This is a genomic window from Arsukibacterium sp. MJ3, from assembly GCF_000987765.1.
Lineage (GTDB): Bacteria > Pseudomonadota > Gammaproteobacteria > Enterobacterales > Alteromonadaceae > Alishewanella.
In genome coordinates this window covers 39,815-57,788 of sequence record NZ_LAHP01000012.1, presented here as the reverse complement: position 1 = coordinate 57,788, position 17,974 = coordinate 39,815, and the positions used below count along the sequence as shown (strand labels likewise).

The 17,974-nt window shown below is 49.8% G+C and carries 17 protein-coding genes; 2 read left to right on the top strand and 15 right to left on the bottom strand.

Annotated elements, in window-relative coordinates; all coding sequences use genetic code 11:
* Nucleotides 1-987: an FAD:protein FMN transferase gene (locus VT06_RS10395; protein WP_052750228.1), complete on the top strand. Its 987-nt coding sequence runs from the start codon at nt 1-3 to the stop codon at nt 985-987.
* A gap of 103 nt (nt 988-1,090) precedes the next feature.
* Nucleotides 1,091-1,900 carry an ABC transporter substrate-binding protein gene (locus VT06_RS10390; RefSeq protein ID WP_046554238.1) on the top strand — a complete coding sequence of 270 codons (810 nt, stop codon included), beginning with the start codon at nt 1,091-1,093 and terminating at the stop codon, nt 1,898-1,900.
* Nucleotides 1,901-1,912: 12 nt separating this feature from the next.
* On the opposite strand, the gene VT06_RS10385 is transcribed toward VT06_RS10390, so the two are convergent.
* The 15 genes from VT06_RS10385 to VT06_RS10315 are packed head-to-tail and all read right to left on the bottom strand — an operon-like array spanning nt 1,913 to nt 17,969.
* Nucleotides 1,913-3,490 (bottom strand): hypothetical protein, encoded by a 1,578-nt coding sequence (locus VT06_RS10385; protein WP_046554237.1) that lies wholly within the window; start codon nt 3,488-3,490, stop codon nt 1,913-1,915.
* Nucleotides 3,491-3,501: 11 nt separating this feature from the next.
* The gene (locus tag VT06_RS10380) at nt 3,502-5,922 is read right to left on the bottom strand and encodes a LamG domain-containing protein (protein WP_046554236.1); all 2,421 of its coding nucleotides are present in this window, start codon (nt 5,920-5,922) and stop codon (nt 3,502-3,504) included.
* Nucleotides 5,923-5,924: 2 nt separating this feature from the next.
* A complete protein-coding gene (locus VT06_RS10375; protein ID WP_046554235.1) occupies nt 5,925-7,127 on the bottom strand; it encodes a hypothetical protein in 1,203 nt (400 codons plus the stop codon).
* A gap of 18 nt (nt 7,128-7,145) precedes the next feature.
* Nucleotides 7,146-8,087 (bottom strand): AgmX/PglI C-terminal domain-containing protein, encoded by a 942-nt coding sequence (locus tag VT06_RS10370; protein WP_046554234.1) that lies wholly within the window; start codon nt 8,085-8,087, stop codon nt 7,146-7,148.
* A complete protein-coding gene (locus VT06_RS10365) occupies nt 8,084-8,608 on the bottom strand; it encodes a biopolymer transporter ExbD (protein WP_046554233.1) in 525 nt (174 codons plus the stop codon). The genes VT06_RS10370 and VT06_RS10365 overlap by 4 nt, the downstream gene beginning before the upstream one ends.
* On the bottom strand, nt 8,605-9,132 hold the full coding sequence (locus VT06_RS10360; protein ID WP_046554232.1) for a biopolymer transporter ExbD: 528 nt from the start codon (nt 9,130-9,132) through the stop codon (nt 8,605-8,607). Before VT06_RS10360 ends, VT06_RS10365 begins: the two co-directional genes overlap by 4 nt.
* Nucleotides 9,116-9,775: a MotA/TolQ/ExbB proton channel family protein gene (locus VT06_RS10355; protein ID WP_082122497.1), complete on the bottom strand. Its 660-nt coding sequence runs from the start codon at nt 9,773-9,775 to the stop codon at nt 9,116-9,118. Before VT06_RS10355 ends, VT06_RS10360 begins: the two co-directional genes overlap by 17 nt.
* Nucleotides 9,776-9,787: 12 nt before the next feature.
* The gene (locus tag VT06_RS10350) at nt 9,788-10,138 is read right to left on the bottom strand and encodes a hypothetical protein (RefSeq protein ID WP_046554231.1); all 351 of its coding nucleotides are present in this window, start codon (nt 10,136-10,138) and stop codon (nt 9,788-9,790) included.
* A 3-nt stretch (nt 10,139-10,141) separates the two neighbouring features.
* Nucleotides 10,142-10,828 carry a tetratricopeptide repeat protein gene (locus VT06_RS10345; protein ID WP_046554230.1) on the bottom strand — a complete coding sequence of 229 codons (687 nt, stop codon included), beginning with the start codon at nt 10,826-10,828 and terminating at the stop codon, nt 10,142-10,144.
* Nucleotides 10,815-13,691, bottom strand: coding sequence for a hypothetical protein (locus VT06_RS10340; RefSeq protein WP_046554229.1), 2,877 nt, complete (start codon nt 13,689-13,691; stop codon nt 10,815-10,817). The genes VT06_RS10345 and VT06_RS10340 overlap by 14 nt, the downstream gene beginning before the upstream one ends.
* A complete protein-coding gene (locus VT06_RS10335) occupies nt 13,691-15,577 on the bottom strand; it encodes a hypothetical protein (protein ID WP_046554228.1) in 1,887 nt (628 codons plus the stop codon). Before VT06_RS10335 ends, VT06_RS10340 begins: the two co-directional genes overlap by 1 nt.
* Complete coding sequence (locus VT06_RS10330; RefSeq protein ID WP_046554227.1) at nt 15,562-16,095, bottom strand: hypothetical protein; 534 nt, start codon at nt 16,093-16,095, stop codon at nt 15,562-15,564. Before VT06_RS10330 ends, VT06_RS10335 begins: the two co-directional genes overlap by 16 nt.
* Before the next feature lie 12 nt (nt 16,096-16,107).
* Nucleotides 16,108-17,259 carry a DUF3570 domain-containing protein gene (locus tag VT06_RS10325; protein WP_235357411.1) on the bottom strand — a complete coding sequence of 384 codons (1,152 nt, stop codon included), beginning with the start codon at nt 17,257-17,259 and terminating at the stop codon, nt 16,108-16,110.
* A complete protein-coding gene (locus tag VT06_RS10320; RefSeq protein ID WP_235357410.1) occupies nt 17,246-17,437 on the bottom strand; it encodes a DUF4266 domain-containing protein in 192 nt (63 codons plus the stop codon). The genes VT06_RS10325 and VT06_RS10320 overlap by 14 nt, the downstream gene beginning before the upstream one ends.
* A gap of 22 nt (nt 17,438-17,459) precedes the next feature.
* A complete protein-coding gene (locus tag VT06_RS10315) occupies nt 17,460-17,969 on the bottom strand; it encodes a TlpA disulfide reductase family protein (RefSeq protein ID WP_052750226.1) in 510 nt (169 codons plus the stop codon).
* Nucleotides 17,970-17,974: the final 5 nt, after the last annotated feature.

Genomic DNA, 17,974 nt, shown 5'->3' with positions numbered 1-17,974 from the left:
ATGCGCCTGTTATTCATTCGTCTGCAATGGTTATTCTATGTGTTAAGCGCTTCTGTGCTGCTTTTTCCGGCACCCGCTTACGCACAGTGGTATCGGCTGCCATTTCAAACCATGGGCACCCAGGCTTACGTTGAGTTGTGGGCTGAAGATGCCAGCCAGGGCAAAACATTGTTAACGGATGTGCAAAGCGAGTTTGAGCGCATAAACCAGCTAATGAGCCCCTATATTGCCAGTAGCGAACTTAGCCAGGTAAACCGCGATGCAGCGACTAACCCGGTAACGGTAGGTGCTGAGTTTTACCAGTTGTTACAACAAGCTGAGCAGCTGGCAGGCCTTAGCGATGGTGCCTTTGATATTAGCTTTGCGTCTGTTGGGTTTAGCTACGACTACCGGCAACACATTAAACCCAGCGCCGCTGAGTTATCCAGCCAACAGCCGTTAATTAACTACCGACTGATTACGTTATTAGCTAACAATCAGGTTAGGTTTACGCAACAGGGTGTAAAAATTGATTTAGGCGGCATTGCCAAAGGCTATGCGGTAGAGCAAGCCATTGGTTTACTGGCTAAGGCTGGCATTAAGCATGCGCTGGTTACTGCCGGGGGTGACACCCGCCTGCTCGGTGACAAACGGGGCCGCCCGTGGTTGGTGGCGATTAAACACCCGCGTAAAGCCGATGGCATCGTAGCGCAGCTGCCACTGAGCGACAGTGCTATTAGTACTTCTGGTGATTACGAGCGGTTTTTTATTGAAGATGGTGTGCGCTATCATCATATTTTAGACCCAAAAAGCGGCCAAAGCCCCTCAGGGCTTATGAGCGTAACGGTACTGGGACCCGACGCCACCCGAACTGATGCCATGTCTACTACCTTATTTGTAATGGGGCTGGCGCGCGGCATGGCCTTTATTGAGCAACAACCGGAATTTGAAGCAATATTTATTAGTAGCGAACACCAGTTGTATTTTTCATCGGGCCTGGCGCAGTAAAGCAACCTCTAAATTACTGATAGGTTAATGTAGAAATTCATTCTATACTTGAGAATAGCTTATAAAGTAAGCAACCAGAGTTTACATTATAGATGGAAATGCAATGTATAACATTCTCTTAAAAGCCACGATGCTGACATTGCTGTTAATCTCCAGCTTGTCGCACGCCGCTAGTTGTACCCTTAGCCTTGGTATAGAAACTCACTTTCCACCGCATATTATTAAAACTAAAAATGGTTGGAGTGGCCTCAGTGTTGAGCTAATGCAACGCCTTGCTGTTGAAGTGGGCTGCGAAGTAATCTTAATTGAAAGCCCGTGGCGCCGGTCAATGCGCCTGATTGCACAAGGCAAGCTGGATGTCATCAGCCACCTTACGTTCAGCCCTGAGCGGCAACAACGTTTTGCTTTTATTGGCCCGCATCATCTGGAACATATTTATCTGGTTGCCGATCCAGCAGCCATACCTGCAGTAACCTCACTAGAGCAACTTACCCAAGACGTGGATTTAACCGATATTGCCATGCTGGATGGCGCCTATTATGGTGAACATTTTGCCACACTACAGGCTCAAGCCGGACTACGCCGACAGCTGGTTTATATTGGCAACAACCTGGATAAAATGGCGTTACTCAAAGCAGGTAGAGTTAATGCCGTATTGGAAGATTTATCTGTATTGCGTTATTGGCAAGCAGACAAAACCAGCACAGCAGGTCGTTTTCAACCGCTACTGGAAGTTCACCAAGGGCCGGTCTATTTTGGTTTTAATAAAGCTACGCTCTCAACCGAGCAACTCGGGCAACTCGCTAACGCCTGGCAGCAGTTACATCGCTCAGGCGAGCTTAGTAACATTGTTAGCCGCTATCAACAACGTGATAGCGAGCTTAATGTGCCACCGCCAGAGCCACATTTGTAATATACCGCTACTTTAAACAATAGGCGCAAAAGCCGTTAATCGGTCCTGGCTGGCGGCATTACCTAAGCCATTAAACGGCGCTACCTCAGCCAGCCGGCCTTGCTCACCATGCAATGCCAGATAATTTAACAGCACAGTTTGCACCAGTAAATTCACATTATTGGCCGCCATTGATGATCCCGTTTCAACCGAGGCATCCGGACGCATAAAGCCAATTTGCTGATGTCGGGCTTTCTCAGCCGCACTACCACCTAGTAGCGCCGGCCGGCCATTCGGGTTATACACCAATATGGCCGACGCTGCCGTAGATGAGCTATCGCCGGTCCACTCGCCTTTGCCTCGGCCATTGACACTGTCGTCAATCCGGCCATTACTACTTACCGAGCCATCTGAGTACAAATATATCATTAGTGGCTGATTACGCCTTGCTGCATACTCTAAGCAGGCACCAATACAGCGCCCGGCACGTAAGTCTCTTAGCTCACCGGTTCCACGCTCACCGGTATGATAATCATAACCGCCAATGGTCACGGTACCCGCACCAGCAAAACCATTCACTACCAGCTTCATAACTGATGCGGTTTTTCGAAACTCGGCATCGCCGTTAAACTCAGCGCTACTAAAAATACCGCCATCACCAACAATATCAGCATCGGCGGCGGGGTCTAGTGTTGCCGGGTTACCAAAACGATCGGCTAAATCAGCACTTTTTACATAGCCACAACTAACCAGTTCTTTAATCACTTCATCGCGGGTAACACCCGTGCTTACCCGGGCTAATTTTCGATCGCTTAAGCGCTGAATAGATTCCATCACTGCCACAGCATCATTTTGATCGAGCAAACCAAATAAATCGCCAACATCGACCAAACCGGTAACATCGCTGGGCCGGTCAATTTTAGTCGGCCGCCACTCTGAATTATAGAACTCAGCCGGGCTCATAGAATTGGCACCCGAGTCGGAGTTACGTGATCCAATTAATGGCATTAATGAGCCACTTGCACCTGCTTTAGCAATGGCATACATCGGGTTATGCGGGTTATTACCGGTGTCGTTTTCAGAGCGTGACGGCATTACCGCACCATTGGTCATAGCCTGCGTGGCCATACTGGTTCGCTCTAAAATACCGGCCAGCATTTGCGAGTCACTGTGAAAGGCTAAACCTAACTGATCGTTAACAAAGCCCCCTGCCGGATTAGCGGCATTGACGGCCGTTGGCACCATATCGGCGGGCAAGCCAAGCTTGCTATAGCCCTGGGTAGATAAGAAATCAAGTTGACCACCAGCACCGCCTACCAGGATGTTCGAGCCGGCAATATTAGCACCGCCAGCCAAATCAAAACAAATAAATGGAATTTTTCCAGCGCCTTCCACGTTAATACCACACTGATTTTTTAACAGTTCCAAATCCGGTGATAAATCAGCAAAGGCTTTGCTTGGGTTAGCAAACAAACTAAATACCGAGCCTGTCGTTAAGATACCGGCGCCGACACTAAGGCCACAGGCAATAAAATCACGCCGGCTTACTGGCCTGCTATGGCAGGCATGCAATAAGGGCGCATCTGGGTGTAAGGCTTGTTTTAGTTTCATCAGTTGGCTCCTTAATACACCAGCATCTGGGCGCTGGCGAGCACCGCAGTGCAAGCTGCTTTGGCTATAGTTTGCGTACGCTGACTGTCGCAGGTACCGTTACACTGGCTTAACCGATCGATCAAATTATTCAGCTCAGCTCTGGCATCGGCATCATTGATTGCTGTAGCAGGCTGCAATGGTGCAAATCTAGCCAGTAACGGGCTAATTAACGTGTTGCGATTGGCAGCACTTAACGCCTCAGCCGGGCTGGCATTAAAATTTAGCTCAGGAAACCACTGGCTGCGCAGTACCGGATCGTTAATGGCGGCGTTACAATAAGCGATCCCCAGCTGGGTAATCGCCATTTGCTGTGCAGAAATAAACGTTTCAATATTACTTAAGGCCGGTAGCTGTCGGGTAATGGTCTGATAAGTACTGGCAACAGCCGGGTTAGTTGGCGATACCTGAGTAAGCTGACTCATACTGGCATTAATCGCCGCAAAAGGCCGGATACCAATATCACTGCTACTGGAATTCACGACATTAATTTGTTGCTCAGCATAAACGGGCTGGCTACGTACATTGCTAAACTGACCGATTTGGCCAAACGATAAGAAAAACTCATCGCTGGCAGCACCCGATTCTGCAGCAATAATGGTACCCAGGTTTGAAATTGGCTGCGCTTCAACCAGCGATGTACCGCTGCTAAAACTGCTACTTTGCCGGATCCACGCCTGGCCACCGCTTAATTCCCGGCCATTCATTGCCAACGCCATGCCGGCAATGGTTAGATCGCTGGGCAAGGCACTACCCTCTAAATTAATCAGATAGGGCTGGCTAAACAGGTAAGAATAATTATCAAACTGCGCTACTTCGAACACAATGTAGGTCTGTGGCAAATCAATTAAATGACCAATAGCGAAAGGCAGATAAAATTTCTGGCCCACCCCAATACTGAAGTTTTGGCTAATTTGCTCTGTCGTTAACGCCCGGTTATGAATCGCCAGTAGGCGCACACTGCCTTGCCATTGCCGGCTACCATCAGCTTCATTACCCAGCATCAAGGCAAAACTACTATCCCAGTTAGAAATGGCAGCAGCAGGCGCACGCACGCCGGTATCCTCACCATTAACAAACAACCGCTGGCCGTTTACCGGATCTTGCGTTAACACCACATGCTGCAGGCTGGCTTGCAGCACTTCATCGGCATCGGCAGTACTTAGCGCCGGCACACCGGCAAAATTACTACTGTTGCTGCGCAGTAAAAAATCATAATTATACTGGCTTTGGCCCAGGGTAAAGTTGCGGCTGATTGCACTGCCCGCATAACTAACAATAGCAGCCGGGCCTTGCTGCACCACATTAGCCGGAATTACCCAGGCTTCAACAGTTAGCTCACCGGTTGCCCCCACTAACTGGGCTAGTTTGGCACTGCTTTGTGTACTGGCTTGCGCCCGCCCTGAATTTATTTGCAACCCCCAGCCGGTGAGCCAGTTAAAATCACCCTGTATGGTTAAATTCGCGGCAGGCTCTACCCCTGAGGTATCAAACGCCTGATTACCCTGCCCTTCTTTAAACTGATAAAAGGCAATTTGATGACTCTCGTAACGGCCGCCACTTGAGGCCACAACACCATCATCCAACCGTAATCCTTTCGATGGCACCAGTTGTGGGTCAAGCTCAGTCAGCGGCACGGCATCACTTATTGCTTTTATCGCCAAGAGCATGGTTGCCGCATCAGTAGCACAATCTGACCAGCAATTATGAAATTCGCCGCCTAGCCTCGCGACTAAACGCGATAGCTCTGGCCGGTCCAGATTAATTAAATTACGACTAACCTGATACGCTGCATTTACATCGGTGCTGGCAAAAAAGGGCGCCTGCGCAACCGTGGCATCGGGTGTATGGCAGTTAACACAATACTGACGGAGCAGCGGATAAACCTCTGCAGCAAACAAGCCTGGACTGTCTGGCAGCGCTTTACTGGCGCCAGGTTCGCGGATCACCGGTGCCACCAGCGTCACGGCAGCCTGCTCAGCATTGGCATTAGCACCCCAGTTGCGCAACCACTGGCTAATAGTATCTGCACAAGCGGTATTACTACTTAACCAACAGTTATGACCACCGGCTACTTTTCGTACCAGTGCCGACTGTGCAGGGTCGGCCAAATTCACCAGTGGTAATACTGCGGCATAAGCCAAATTAATATCATCCCGGCGCACGAAAAAAGGCGCAGTATTGCCCTGTTGATGGCAACTGCCACAACGGTTATCGGCCACCAGGTTATCCCACAAATTTAGCTTAAACTGTTGAACATCATCAGTTTGTGGTGCTAATCCCGTATAATTATTTGAATTATCTTGCACTGGCGGTGGCGTATTCTGCTCAACTTCTGCGCCCCCACAGCCCAGCAACAGCAGGCTTAATACAATAAGTAGCGACGTTCTCATGGTTAGTCCCCCATACAATAGGTGGCGGTGTCAGCAAACACCTGCTTTAAGTTATAGCCAGTCTGGCTAAACCTCTCACTGGTTTGCTGGATCAAATTAACGTCGGCTAAGGTTTCTGGTGGCCGTAAACAGGTGGTCTCGAACGCTTTTTTCACCTGGCACTGAGCAAACGCCACTGAATGAGCCAACTCCTGCCCTAAGCTTTTAGCGCCATACCCCTCGCCTGGTAAGCTGTTATCCCAGCCTAATGATTGATTCTGGCCTTGCCGCCAGTAATTTTGCCAATAATCATCTTCGGTTTTATAACCAAACGGAAAATTACCCGCATTGATATGATATTTGGGTTGCACCCGGCTACCCGTCTGGCTGTTGCTACTGCCAGTTTGTTGATAAAACAACCGGCCATTGTTGCCACTTTCATCACTAAACTGGTAGTCGTAAAAAGCGAATGCTTGCGCCAATGGGTCCATGCCGGCATGACAGCCTAAGCAACGGTTATGAAAAATCCGGCTATCGCCACCCGGGCTGCGACTGACATCCTGGCGGATCCGATCCGCCGGGGTCGTCAAATCTTTTAATGGCTCTAAATCCGTACATAACTGGCTCATTAAGGTAAAACGCAACATGGCCCGGTTAGTACCAAGGTAAAAAAACGCTTTAGCACCAGCCCGGCTGGTCATAACCCCGGCACTAGCGTCAGCCGGAATACCCAGCAAACTGCTTTGCGAACGCGGTTCCAAATATTGTTGTAAATCAATTCCCTGCTGATCCAGTGCCTGATAATGCGCATTATTGTCTGCAGCATAAGGAGGTAAACCCAAGCTGTCGGCCGCTACGTACAATACGTCGGTTTGTAAAATTTGCCGAAAATCAGCATTATCCCGCACCAACCCAATAATAGTGGCACTGTAATCATTTAGCGGCTCAAAAATGTCTAAATCACGGTTGGTCGCCGGGGTAGCGAACAACTTTAAGGTGGTACGGTAAAAATCCGGATGTTGCATGGCTAACTCGGCTGCGGCCTGCGCATTGCCAAGCGCAATATAATCGGCCATTTGTTGCAGCATTGCGGTATCAGCCGGCACACCGGCCAACCGGTCATGCAATCTTTTTGCTTGTTCCAGTGGCCCGGCAGACACTGCGCTACTTAGCAACAACGCTGCCAGCAAGCTTAGTGCTAACATTGGCTTTATATAGCTTTGCATATTTCTCTCCTGCCCGGTTTAGCCGGGTAAAAACGCAATGGTCCACTGCGAACGGGTTGGCGCCACCTCGGCTGCACCGAAATTAACCGCCTGTAAGCGTAATTGTAACTGCCGCTCCAGTCGTTCATCATTAAGTTCACTTTCTATAACATTTACTTGCGCCACGCTTCCATCAGGTTGAATAACCAGTTCAAACACCACCTTGCCTTTTAGTAATGGATTAGCGCGCAGCGCCCGGTTATACAGGGTATATAAACTGCTTTTGTTGGCCTCTAAGGTTTGACGAATACTGGCTTCTGAACGTCCACCCTGACTACTGGCATCCGCGCCTGTCTTAGCACCTGAACTGGTAGACGTTGGTGCAGCTGAAGCCAAGCCTCTTAACTCGCCCTCGGCTACCGCGCTACGTTCGCCGCGGGCTAATTCTGCCCGGTCTACGTCAGCACTAACTGCTGCCGCTGCTTTTGCCGCGTTTTTAGCAAGCATCGGGTTAGCAATAACGTCCGGTGCACTCACTACCGCACGTTGCTGGCCTTCTCTTTGCAGTTGCGGTGCGGGTTGGTTGATGGTAAACGTTTGGCGCAGTGCTGCCAGCTCATCTTGCATCGCCAACAAACCCGATTGCTCAGCTTGTTGGCGTGCCTGCTGCTGAGTAACCGGACTCGCTGCAACCACTTTTTGCTCTGGTTTAGCCACTGGTTCTGGTTCTGGTAAAGGTTCGGGTTCGGGTTCAACAATTTCTATTGGCTCAGGGGGGGTAATTTCCCGTTGCTCAAGCATAACCCGCGCCAGCTGCGGCGGTAATTGCTCCTGCTGCTGCCGGCTTCGCTCAGGCACACTGTAAAGGGGGACCAGTACTGATAACACTAGCAATACCAGTAGACCCGTTACTACAACCTTGCTAAAAAACCGGTCTTCCGATTGCCAGTCTTGTCCTGTCTGCCAGGTCAGTGTACTCATGGCGTCGCCTCCAACGCCTTACTACGTTGCTCTACCGCCAACGACACATCGCGATATTCCGTTGCGGCACTCATTGCCATTAAACGGCGCAGTATGGCATAAGAGGTGGTGGCGTCGGCCAAAATAGTCAGTGGCCGGCCAATCGTTTGCTGTTCGTATGTTAACGGCGTAGCGCGCTCGGCCAAATAACGTAATTCCTGTTGCACCGCTTCGCTTAGCGGCTCTTGCCATACCTCAGGTGCTTGTTGCCAGTCACCGCGCCACACTTGCTTGCCCTGCAGTAGCACGCCATTGGCAGTAACAGTGAGTAATACCTGCTCACGCGGCAACTGCTCTGAAACCGACTGCGGTAAACTCATTTCTTTATTGCTGGGCAACACCACAACATCAGACTGGTTAACCATCAGGAAAAATACCAAAATGGTAAAAATATCCATTAGGGCGACCAGGTTTAGCTTAGAACTCTGCGCCAGTCGGTTATTTTGCTTAAGCATGCGTTTAGCGCGAAATGACTGTTTCATTCTGGCCCCTCGCTGCCTGGCTTTGCCGGCAACTGACCCAGCGAAATAAGTGGAAATAATTCAGCATCCACTACCGATGCGGCCACCACCGTTTTAAAGGCCCGCACGGTATCCATCGCACTCACCAAAGTTTGATATTCAAGGGTTTCGGGCGCCAAAATAGTAATATCGCGTTTTGTAATTTGCTGCTGTTGCCAGGTAAGCTTTAAATCTTGCAAAAACGCCGATAACGCAGCAAAGTCAGGCTCTCCCTGCTCATTATGCTTAAACACACGTAATAACTGGCCGGCAGGATAATTTAACTGCAATCGATCAGCATGCAATGCTAACTCCAGAATTTGTGGGTTTTCCTGCTCTTGCTGCATCAACTGCTCAGTTTCAGCTGGCAATTGAATATTCAGCACCCTAATTTGGGTAAAAACCAGGCTTAGCAACAGTACCGGTACCAATACAATCATCAGATTCATAAAGGAAGTAATGTCGAGTTCAGCCTCGTTCTGGCTAATTTTATGCTTTCTGATCATCCCGGCCGCCCGTAAAACGTTGTCCGATACTGTTCATTAATTTAATACCCGCCATTTCCATGGTATCAACAATACTGGCGGTTCTGCTTTGTAATAGCGCATGCACAAACACCAACGGAATAGCGGTCATTAAGCCAAAAGCGGTGGTGTTCATAGCCACTGAAATACTGGAAGAAAGTAAACTGGCCTTTTCTGATGGGTCGGCATTCGCTACAGCCGAGAAAGCGGCAATTAAGCCGACAATTGTTCCCAACAGCCCCAAAAGTGTCGCGACATTAGCCAAAGTCGCTAAAAAAGGAGTACGTTTTTGCAGACGCAGACTATACTCCAGCACCACCTCCTCCATGGCGTATTCCATATCTTCACGCCGATGAGATGATTTCAAGCGGGTAACCCCACTGGCCAGCATTAAACCCAGTGGCGTTTGCTTACTTTCGGCCAGTTGCAAAATAGCTTGAGTATCGGCAGCCGCGATCGCCGGTTGCAGTTCCCGGTATGCCCGGTTATTGCTCGCATACACACCACGCAAAAACCACCAACGCTCAATGGTAATGGCAATACCAAGAATGAGAATAAAGGCGATAGGGTAAATAAAGTAACCGCCTTCTTGCAAAAATCGCATTATGCTGTTTATAAAATCCATGCTGTAACCCTCTTAATTTTGATCAATCGATGCTGTACTGGCGGGCAAACGGCTAAGCGTTTGCGCCTCAATAAAACGGAGAAACTGCTGGCGATCCAGCGGTTGTATAGCTTCTGCGGGTACAATAATACCTGGCGCCGCAATACGTATCTGGGCAATGCTGTCTTGCCATGGCAACACATATAAAGTGCGTGGTTGCTGCTGGTTACCACTGATGGTCGTGCTTATATCAACCCGTACTTCAGCCGCTGGCAATCTGGCTTTAGCTGATGCAGCCGGTACTTGTTGCTGTGCCTGCGCAAGCCCGCTAAACGCCATACTGCTAACACTGAGACTAAACAACATAACCCTGTAATTAATCATCGATTACTCCTGTTGCTGGTCAAGCAAGCTTAACCAGGCTTCCGCCATCGGATCGGCGCTTAGCCGCTGATATTGCTGATAGTGATAACGCGCCTGCTCTGGCTGTGCCAGATAAAGATCATATAAAAAAGCCAGGTTTTTATGCGCGCTGGCAAAATCGCGCTGCTGGGCGATAGCACCCAGCCAGTGCTGTCGGGCTTGATTAAACTGTCCGGCATTACGTGCAATAACGCCGAGCAAATTAGCCGCCTCTACATAAGCGGGCTGTCGTTCGAGTACCTGATTAAGTTGCTGGCGGGCCTGCTCTGTCTGCTGTAGTTGCCAGTAACACAGCGCTAAGTTGTAACGAATACCCGCAGCGTCAGGCGCAGCTTGTGTTAAGGGCGCAAGCAGTAAAATAGCAGCCTGATAATCACCCGCCCGCATTAACTGTTTAGCCTGCTGAAACGGCGGTAGTAAATCAGCCGCTAATTTTGGTTTCATGGGCGCAAGCTTCGCGTCGGGCTCAATTGCGACAGCAGCAGTTAATGGCGCTGCAATTGCGGTTTGCTCAGCGGCGGTTGCTACGTCATTTACCGCCAACGGTGGCGTTATTTGCGCACAGTAACTTAGCGATAACAGCATCAACAGTGCGCTTAACCGCTGCAGGTTTTTAGCCGCATAATGCTTGGTGCGATTAATACGCTTCATCAGCCAGCTCCAAATACACTTCAGGTTTACGATAACGCGCTGGAAATAACTCGGCTAACTTGCTAAAACTGTCGGCAACCCAGCGGTCGTATAAGGGTTGCGTTACCAAAGCCGCGTTCTGCTGATAAATGTCAATGGCGAGCTCCTCAAAGGGATAAGCTTGCTCTTCCAGTAGTAGCTCATATTGCTCCAGCGCTAACGGTTCCAGCCCTGCCGGGCGCTCTGAATGTAATAAAGCAGCGGCCATTTGCTGATATAAGCGGGCTACCTGATATTGGGCCTGACTGTAAAACTCCGCTACTTGCCAGGTCATACTGGCTTGAAAAACCTGAATAGCCGCAGTCATATGCGTCTGTTTTTTCTGTAAATTTGCTCTAAGTGGCTGTTTCAAGGTAATGCCATTAAATAGCATGGCCTCGTGCAAGCCAAGTTGTAACGCCGCCTCCGCGGCCAGATAGCGGCTGCGATCAGTACCGGTAGTGCTTGCTTGCTCGGCACTGACTGTGCGCTGATACCAAAAGTTACGCCGGCTTATGTCATTATCTGCCTGATAAAGCTGCACCAGCCGGGCGTGCGCTTCCTGCGCGGGCAGATGTGGCTCTGAATACTGATTGGCATAACTACGGTAAGCCAGGCGTGCCGCCTCACTATTGTTAGCCTGCCAGTAATAATCGGCCATGCGGTATAACAACTGACGCTGCGCATCACCCGCCGGCAGTTGTGCTAATTGCTTACTAAGCATATCCGCGGCACTTTGCCAGTCTTGTAATTGCTCGTAACTGTTAAGTAACGCGGTGCTAATGGCGGCCTGCTCCGCACTGTCAGGATATTGCTGCTGATAGGCCTGCATCAATTTTATCGCTTCTGGCCAGGCTTGTTGCTCCAACGATATGGCAATTTGCTGGTAGGCCGCAGGTTGATGGTAATCAGAAGCTGGTAAACGTAACAGTCGTGCTAAATTGCTCAGTTGCTCAGTTGCGGTTAACTCACTGTATTGCGCTTGCTGATAAACAGCCGAGGCCAGTTGCTGTTGTAATAACTGGCGCCGGCTGCTGCTGAGTTCAGCGTGTGTTGCGGCGGTATTTTGCGTGGCATCTCCGTTTAACAAACGCTGAATGCTCTGTTCAGCCTGACGATAATCACCCTGCGCCAGTTCGGTCTGGCTGACAATAAACCAAGCTTGTGTCACCAATTTTTGCTGACTGTGCTCTGGATGCGGCCAGTCAGTTACCCGGCGGGCGTAACTTTCAATCTCAGCATATTGCTGTTGCTGATATAACTCTGCCAGCTGATTAAGTGCCACCTGTTGCGCCTGCGGATGAGTGCTGTGCTCGCGCACAAACAGGTGTTGTTGTTGCCACCACCTCGCATTAGCCGCGGTTGCTGCCTCGGCAGTATTACCCGGTGTTGCCGCTAACTCGCCGCTAAGCATTAACGCCTGGTAAGCCGCTTGTTCACTGCTAAAGCTGCGGGCGACAAGCGCACGGGTCGGGTAACCTAACTGCTGATACAATGCTAGCGCAGCGGGTTTGTCAGCACTGCCCGCCAATGCTTCAGCCAGTAAATAGCGTACGTCATCTGGCCAAAGTAAACTGTCATCAAGCTTATCTGTGGCCAGTAGCGGTTGCACCAGTAGCAGTTGCTGCCAGTATTGTACTAGTGCGGCATACACCGCATGTTTACCCTCAGCGCTTGCCTGTTGCACCTGCTGATAACCCGCCCGACCAAAATAATCCAGGTACTGTGCCAATTGTGGTGCCAATTCAGCTTGCTCCAGCGGCCTGGCTTGTTGCCAGAAGGCGCTAACCGGGCCAAAACGGCCAATAAAATCTTGCTGGGCCTGTTCAGCTGCAATAGCGTTTGCATAATCCAGATAATACTGCACCAGTTTCAGCTGCATCCGCGCAGCTTCCAGCGCCAGTGGCTGGTCATCTATAAATAACCGATAGCTTTGTAAGGCCGCCTGATCCAGTTCTTTTTCAAATAAAAAGTCAGCTAATGCCTGAAATAACCCCGCCTGATAAGCCACTGGCCGCTGTGCAGCCGGCCCAGCACGATACTCAGCTCGTTTGAGCAACGCCAGTAAACTGGTAGCCTGTTGCTGATAACTGAGCGAGATACTCAATACCCGTTGCAATTCTTCGCGTAAACTCTGTTGCTGATCAGCGCTACGTCTTTGATGGTACGTTAAATCCAGTGCCTGTAAAAAGGCATCATCTGCTGCCGGATACTGCTGTAGTTGAAAGTGGCTCCAGCCACTCATATACAAGGCATGCTGTCTCAACTCTGGCCCAGCAAGGGTCAGCACCTGCTCAAAAGCAGACAAGGCGTCGGGATAAAACGCCTGGCTATAATAAATATCGCCAATACGAAACCATAACTCGGCAGCAAAATCACTTTTTGGATAATGCTGCAGTAATAATTGCATTTGCTGCTGGGCTGCCACGCTGTCCCCGACTAAATCGAACGAGCGGGCTAACTGATAGCGAATAAGTTCGTTATTAGGATCGGCAGGAAACTCAGCTATTAATGCCTGATATTCAGCAATTAATTGCTGCAGTGCCTGCTGCTCTGCACCAAGACTAAGTTCTGCTAGCTCCAATTGGCGGGTATTGAGCTGCGATAAACGGTACAACACTTTCTGCCGTACTGCTGCCGCCGGCCCCAGTGCCAAAAGATCCTGATACACTCGCTGCAACTGCGCAGCAGTAACCACATCAGCTTCAACTAGCTTGCTCTGGCTAAAAGGTGTCAGCTCAGCCAGGGTTGGCCGACGCACCGTTTTATTTGGATCACTGCTACACGCAGCGAGGCCACTGAACAATATAATGGTTGCAACAACACGATAGTGAGCAAATAACATTATTGGCCCTCCTGCGAGGTAAGCAATAATTGCTCCATAACCCGGGCAATTGCCTGAGTGTTCAATTTCTGCAGCGCTAACAATTGCTCACGCTCACTTAAGCGTAATTGCTGCAGACCACGGTTAAGCTCGGCGACCAATTGTTGCTGCTGAGCGGCTAAATCAGCACTAAACTGGTTTTCACGCGCCGCAGTTAGTTCCAGTTGTTGTTGTTGAGCCAGCAAACGCTCGGTTTTTCCATCCAGCGTGGCTAATCGCTTCAATGCGGCATTAATGGTACTAAGCGTTGCCGTCAGTTGCTGTTGCTGTTGACTAAACTGCCAACGCCTATCGGCGGCAGACTGCTGATAGTGCCATTGCAAAATGCCACGCAAACGCCCCAAGCGTTGCTTAACCTGACTGACGTCACGACCTGCAGCGGTTAACGACGCCACCCGACCTTCAGCACGTACTAACAGTTGCTGCAGCTGCGCAAAGTGTTGCTCAGCCTCACCCTGCCACAGCAATTGCGCCATCGGCTCATCGGCCGCCTTGCGCATTATTATATGCAATTGCTTAACCTGCTGTTGCAACGCATGTTGTTTGGTACCAAGTTCAGGTAAGGCGCTCGCCAATAAATAGTGTTGTTGCGCCAATTTAGTGGCAACCACCTCAGCCAGGTTTGCCATACGTGCCTGACGTTGCTGTTGTAATTGCTGCAGCTGCTGCAATGCGGCTAACTGGCGTCTCAGTTGAAACAACTGGCTTTGCTGGCGCAACTGATAATGCTGCCAAGCTGACAAGCCATCGGGTTTGGCTAATTGCGCAGCAGATAACGGCACAGCATAGGCGGTATTATCGGTTAACTGCTGCTGATAATAGTGGTCGGCCCAGCGGTAAGCGGTCAGCGCGTCTTGTGGCGCCAGCGCCCGTTCAAACTGCTCTCCTAATTGATGTGCCGCCAGCCAGCCAGCAGAGGCATAAGGAAAACGCACAATCAGTTGTTGCAATACCGCTAATAAACTGGGAATTTGCCGGTTTTCGCTCAGCACGTCCCGATAAAGTGTCATAGCAGACAGCGTTAACACGCTGTTGCTGGCAAATTCACTTAATACCTGTTGCGCATTAGCCCATTGCAGTTGATCAACTAATAAACCCGCTTTGAGCAACTGTAAATAATCGGCCAGAGCCTGGCGCTCGGTGCTATCGCTAAGTAACGGCGATGCCGCTCGAAAGTGAAACAATGCCAGCCAGAAGCCGGGCTCAGCATTAACTTGCAGTTGCTGGCTAAGTTTAGTCAATAGCTGTAATGCTGGCAGCGGTTGCTGCTGCTGACGCAAAGTCAAGATCTGGTTAATCACCACATACGGTAACTGGCTTTGCCCGGCTAACCGGCTAAATACTTGTGAATCGACAGGGGACAGTTCTGGCCAGCGCAGCATTTGTGTTAATAGCTCAGCTTCACCCGCCAACTCGTTTAGCGGCAAGCTTAGTTGTTGCAAATAATAACGCGCTTGCTGGTTATGCTGCTGCTCATATTGAAAACGGGCGAACTGCAATAATGCCACGTTACGCAATTGTACCGGTAACTGGCCACTGAGGGTGTGATCATCTAATAAACGTTGTAATAAGCTAGCGGTGGCCGCGGGCATATCCAGCTGCAATAGCAAGCCAGCTTGTAATAAACTGGCTTTGGCAGAATTTTCTGGTGCTAACGCCAATTGCAACAGCGCCTGATAGTAATCATCCTGATAAAAATGCCAGGCGGCCAGCCGGTACTGCTGCTCGGTGCGCAGCAATGGCTCAGCGGCCACCGCAAAGGGCATCATACTCAGCGCAAACAGTGCCGACATTGCCGACAGTACCGCTATATGGCGCATCAGCGCGGTCTTCAGTTGTCGGACCATGCTGCTACGCTAAATTCTGGTTGGTAATTAGCGCTGCTGTCAGATACTTTTAATTCCAGCAATACCGGTTCATCTGTTTTGCTGAAGCGATAACTTACCGCGCGACGATAATCGCGATCATCAGGCCCCTTACCAACGAATACCGCAGTAAGCGTGTGTTCTCCGGCCCGAATGTTACCTTTATATAAAGGTTGCACTGCACCGCGCAGCAAGCCAGCCAGCTCAGCCCCGGTATACAAATGCGCCGTCACCGCCTTATCGTTTAATTTTAATTGAATGCTGTCTAAGGTAAAAAACTTGCCGGCATCAACTGAAACAAATACCGCCAGCTGCGTTTGTGGTGGAAACAATAATTCTTCTTCCAGCAAAAACAATTCGCGGTTTAGGGCAATCGCTTGCTGCTTTAACTGCTCAAGTTGTTGCTCTGCAGGCTGTTGCTCAGGAGCAGCAAGCGCAATGGGTGTTGCAACGAGCAACAGCACACCAGTGATTAGGGATAAAAATACCGGATATGTCATGGCGTAACCTCGTTAAAAATAAACACTGAAAAAGGCCCGGTACACGTTGGCAGTTAACCGGTATAAAGGCTCGGTGCCAACGTCAGTGTCGGCCAGGGTAACGTCACGAAAATTATTATAATTAAAGCGAATGTGGTCCCATTCCAAATTTAGCTCTGGTTTTGCCGCTGGCCACCAAGACCAACGGGCAAAACGGTAACTGGCACCAATGCCAAGGCTAATATTAGTAAAGTCACTCAGCTCTTTATCGCGTGCCATAAAATTTTGTTGGCTGGCAAAGTCAAACAAATCACGGTAGAACGACGCTTGCCCCTGCTGATACCAACGGACATGGCTATCTACTACCCAACGCTCTCCTAATGGATGCACATATTCTATTTCAGCATCAAAAGCCTGAACATCCCAGCTATCCTGATAATGGCGCAGTGACGCAGTAATCGCGGCCCGGTAAGGCAGGTAAAATTTATTAACTAAACCCAGCGCAAAGGTGTTGCGGGTAGAGGGGTATACCTCAAATTGATAAGCATAACCAAGCTCTGCCAGTGGATCGCGGTAACGAATACTGCGATAAGGGTTATTTAAAAACCCCTGTTCCATATCAACTTCAATATTAAGCGCACTGATCCAACGCGTTGATAAAACCTGAGTGATCCCCAGACTATAACTGTAACGGCGTAACTGCTCACTAAAGCTTTCATCACCATTGCGACCAACCTCATCATTACCCAAGGACGTATTCAGGCTCAAGGTCGTCATTCCGCCAAACGTATCATGCGCAATACCAAAGGAAATAGATTTAGCGTTGTAATCGTTTTCGTCGCTCTGCGCATAATTCACGGATAAAATACTATTTCCAGTCAAGTACTCTATACCCACCCGGCTTTCTATCCGCGTTTCAGTGTAGGCCGATGCGGTGGCCACAACATCAATTGATGCCCCTGAAACGGTATCCACATAATAAAACCCGGATACCGACACCTGGTTACCAATTTTACTACGTAGCATCAGCGCCGGGCCATCTATCGATACACCTCCGCCCTGATAACTGTGTTGCATCAGATCGATCCGGTTATCAGGTAACACTGCCGCTAACAACGGACTACTGGCAAGTAGCGCACACAGCAGTGCAAGCAGTAACAAAACAGTGCGATTAATTACAGCCACAACCGCCCCCACCACTACCATCGGCACCTTTGGCGGCTTCGCGTGAATCACGCACGTGAGCACTGTGCTGCAGCGCAACCGGATGTCGGCCAAACGCCATAATGGGATCAGCCAGCTCGGCCCGTTGATATGGCTTAACCCAAGGCTCAATACTGGCACAGCCAGAAAGGCTTAACATAACCAAACAGGCTGCCAGCAGCTTAATTGCGCAGCAGGGTTTTAATATCGTTTTCATACTTTTGCTCATAACCCGGTTTATAACCACGGTGGACACTATGCACCCGGCCATCTTTATCAATAATGACCGTGGTTGGCATAGCCTGAACCTGATAGCGCTCGGACACACTATTTTCGGTATCAAATAATATCGGAAATTCAACCCGGGTTTTGTTCAAATATTTTTGTGCAGCGCTACTGTCAGCTTCAACATTTACGCCCCACACCTGCACCCCTAACGGCTGATATTTACTGGCTAATTTATCCAGTGCTGGCATCTCCTGCAAGCAAGGGCCACACCAGCTAGCCCAAAAATTGAGAACAATAATGTCACCGCGCTGCTCTGCCAGGCGTAAATTAACGCCCGTTAGGGCTTTCAGCGTAAAATCGGGTGCCATTGACTGCTGCCCGGCCGGGTTCTGGTCGATGCTACTAGCACTTTGGGCACTTAATGGCAGCACAGTTAACAACATACTTAATAACAGTGTTTTCATACAAC